This window comes from Psychrobacter sp., from assembly GCF_036731945.1.
In the GTDB taxonomy this organism is placed as follows: Bacteria; Pseudomonadota; Gammaproteobacteria; order Pseudomonadales; family Moraxellaceae; genus Psychrobacter.
In genome coordinates, this window is record NZ_DAINDI010000021.1 from 1 (window position 1) to 3,262 (window position 3,262).

A 3,262-nucleotide genomic window follows, 5' to 3' on the forward strand; every position below is an offset into this window, starting at 1 on the left:
CTTTTAATGCTAAACGAGCTTTATCTATACATCTATACATCACATTATATCCAGTATCACATAATAAGAGGTGAATCATGAGTATTGAAACCCTAGAACCGCGCTTAGCAGATGTCGGCGGCATTCCCATTGCTCGTCTGTTACCCAATAAAGGCAAGCAGCCAATCGGCGCTTGGTGCTTTTTAGACCACGCAGGTCCTGCTGAATTTGGCGAAGATGAAACAGGCATGCAAGTCGGTCGTCATCCGCACACCAACCTGCAAACCTTTAGCTGGATGTTAAATGGTGAGGTGCTGCACAAAGACAGCTTGGGTAATAAGCAAGTGATTACTAAAAATCAAGTCAACGTCATGACAGCAGGTACTGGTCTAACCCAAGGAATCAGCCACACAGAGCAAAGCGTCTTTCCTGATACCGGCGGTTCGGCAGATGCCGCTCGTGGTCTAAGTATGGTACAGCTGTGGATTGCGCTACCGACCGATCAACAAATCGAACGTAGTTTCCATCATTATCCAGAACTACCGACGTGGACGGAAAATAATGTTGAGATGATTTTGACGACGGGTAGCTACCACAGTGTCACAGGTGAACGTTATGAAGCGCCAACCATTCAATATTCAAAAATGGTCGGTATCGACGTTTATTTCTTAGAAGATGGTGAAGTTACGCTTAACCTAGAGCCGGGTTTTGAATATGGTATTTTGGTGACAGAAGGGCAGATCGAGTCCGAAGGCAAGATTTGTGAGCAAGATCAATTGTTCCGCTTCCATGATAGCGATGTTGCTAATAATAAAAGTATCAAGTTGGTCGCAAAAAAAGGCACTCGCGTGATGTTTATCGGCGGTGAACCACTAAATAACCAAGTCCTACTATGGTGGAACTTTGTCGCCGACAACAAAGAAGAGATTGAGCAATCTATCATCGACTGGAACAACGGTCATGAGCGTTTCGGCAATGTCGATTCAGATATGAAACGCTTGCCAGCACCAGAACTACCAGAAGGTTTTAAAGGTTAGTTTGTTTAATTAATCTTTCTTTTTAGAGCGCATTAATAAGATTTTATTACAAAAAGGAAGTATTGATTAAGGTCAATCTTCCTTATAATAAAGCAGATTTATTGACAGTACGGTTGCCTAGCGTTAGTCGTACTCGCGATTTATACACTCTTAATCACCAATATTGTTAGTCACTAATATTGTTAGTCACTAATATTTTTAGTTAATAATACGGAGAATTTTATGTCAGACCTAAAAACCCTAGAGCAAGTAGCAGAAAAACGTCGTTCAGTTTATGCCTTGAGCAATCAATTACCAGTTTCAAATGATGAAATCGTTAAATTGGTTGAGCATGCAGTGTTGCATACGCCATCAGCGTTTAATTCGCAATCAACGCGCATCGTTGTTTTGTTCGGCGATGACCATAACAAACTTTGGCAAATCACCGAAGATACCCTACGTGATATCGTGGATAATGAAGAGCAATTTGCGGCGACCAAGCAAAAAATGGATGGCTTCAAAGCCGGCGCTGGTACTATTTTGTTCTTTGAAGACCATAGCGTTGTCAGAGACATGCAAGCTGCTGCACCTTTATATGCGGATAAATTCCCAATTTGGGCGCACCAAACCAATGCGATGCACCAGTACATTATTTGGACGGCGTTAGCGAGTATTGATGTCGGCGCCAACTTACAGCACTACAATCCAATTATCGACAAAAAAGTCGCTGAAGAGTGGAATATCGATGAGCATTGGGAGATGAACGCGCAATTGGTATTTGGTGCTATTGAACAACCCGCAGGCGACAAGGAATTTAAACCTCTTGAAGAGCGTATGAAAGTATTTGGTAAATAAGCTATTTTTAAAACAGCTAGCAAATAGGAAAAGCGCCACTCAATTGATTATTGAGTGGCGCTTTTTTGTCTGTATTACATGGGAAAGTTAAAATAGTAACAGTATTAAATACCATTTATTCAGCTTTTCTTACGGCGCATTAAGCTATTAGCTACCCATGCTGGACCAATTAGCAAGAACTGCAAATCTTCAAAGAAAGACGGTTTTTTGCCTTCAATTTTATGACCGACAAACTGTCCAATCCAAGCAACCACAAAGATAGCCGCCCAAACCTTAAAGCCCCACGGCAGTAGCGTCATCACTGATAAGCAAATGAGAATAAACATGCCCATTGCCAAAAACAGCGGCGTCGATAAACGCATATAGAAGATTAAAACTAAGGCGCTCATCACCAAGGTGAACCAGACCGATAGCGACATGCCCATGCCCAAGATACTGACGAAAATAGTTGGAACACAGAGCCAATGGATTTTTTTATTGACTAGGTTTTGATGACTGACAGAATATTCACTGAGCCATTGCTCAAGTGTGCGTTTTGACATACGGCCTTGACGGGTACGAGACATACTAACCTCCCTGTTAGCAAATAAATGAGTAAACCGACTTATTAATACCAGTTGTAGCACTAATTGGCGCACTCTGCCATTTTATCTGGTAAACCCCACAGTCAAATTATGCTAGCTTATTAACCTCATTTGTCTGTTTTTTCAACTTTTTTATGGTTTGCTAAAAGTATTGATTAACGTACTGGTTGGGCTAATTCCCTAGAATCTTGCTCGCTGCGGTACCATTCATACAGTCCGACAAAGGAGTTGACTTGGTAGACCATGGTTTGAATGGCAAAGATATAATTGCCCGACATCAGGTTAACGGTCAGCCAAACGAAATTGGATAAAATCCATAACCACCAGTTAAATGAATAACGCAGAATCATCGCTGCTTGCGCAGTGATAGATAGCACAAAAGCAATAACGTTAATCCAAAAGAAAGAGATAAAGCCCAAAAATTTACTATTATCATCTTCAACGACGGCGTAACCATAGCTAGCAAGTAAGTTATTTACTGTAGGAAACAGCGCCAAACCGATGACCATAAAAGCGATGGTTAATAGCCAAATCCAGCGACTGGCAGATTTGGGCACCATATCGCCATCGGCGTCGGTATGCTTGGACCAATAAAAAATCCCATAAAGATGACTAAAAAAGTTAAATAACGGCGCGAGCATCAAACCAACGGCGCCAGAGGTGGCTTGAACCACAAATTCACCTGCGGTTGCCGCCATCCCAAAACCATTACCCAAAATATTTTTGCGAAAAGATAATGACACCACGCAAATCAAACCGATAAATGACACGACTAAATAAAACCAATCAAGAGTATTGTGTTCGGTGGTCAGCCAAAAGCCTGCTGAT

General features: G+C 41.7%; 4 protein-coding genes. 2 read left to right on the forward strand and 2 right to left on the reverse strand.

The window, feature by feature from the left end:
* Nucleotides 1–77: 77 nt before the first annotated feature.
* Together V7D75_RS06040 and V7D75_RS06045 are read left to right on the forward strand one after the other, a co-directional pair.
* The gene (locus tag V7D75_RS06040; RefSeq protein ID WP_333613820.1) at nucleotides 78–1,016 is read left to right on the forward strand and encodes a pirin family protein; all 939 of its coding nucleotides are present in this window, start codon (nucleotides 78–80) and stop codon (nucleotides 1,014–1,016) included.
* A gap of 222 nt (nucleotides 1,017–1,238) precedes the next feature.
* Nucleotides 1,239–1,850, forward strand: a complete 612-nt coding sequence (locus V7D75_RS06045) for a nitroreductase family protein (RefSeq protein WP_333613821.1) — start codon at nucleotides 1,239–1,241, stop codon at nucleotides 1,848–1,850.
* 119 nt (nucleotides 1,851–1,969) lie between these two features.
* Here the strand turns inward: V7D75_RS06045 and V7D75_RS06050 are convergent, their stop codons facing one another.
* The gene (locus V7D75_RS06050) at nucleotides 1,970–2,416 is read right to left on the reverse strand and encodes an Mpo1 family 2-hydroxy fatty acid dioxygenase (RefSeq protein ID WP_333613822.1); all 447 of its coding nucleotides are present in this window, start codon (nucleotides 2,414–2,416) and stop codon (nucleotides 1,970–1,972) included.
* Nucleotides 2,417–2,589: 173 nt separating this feature from the next.
* Nucleotides 2,590–3,262, reverse strand: a 673-nt coding sequence (pnuC, locus tag V7D75_RS06055; RefSeq protein WP_333613823.1) for a nicotinamide riboside transporter PnuC, incomplete at its 5' end; no start/stop codon positions are given.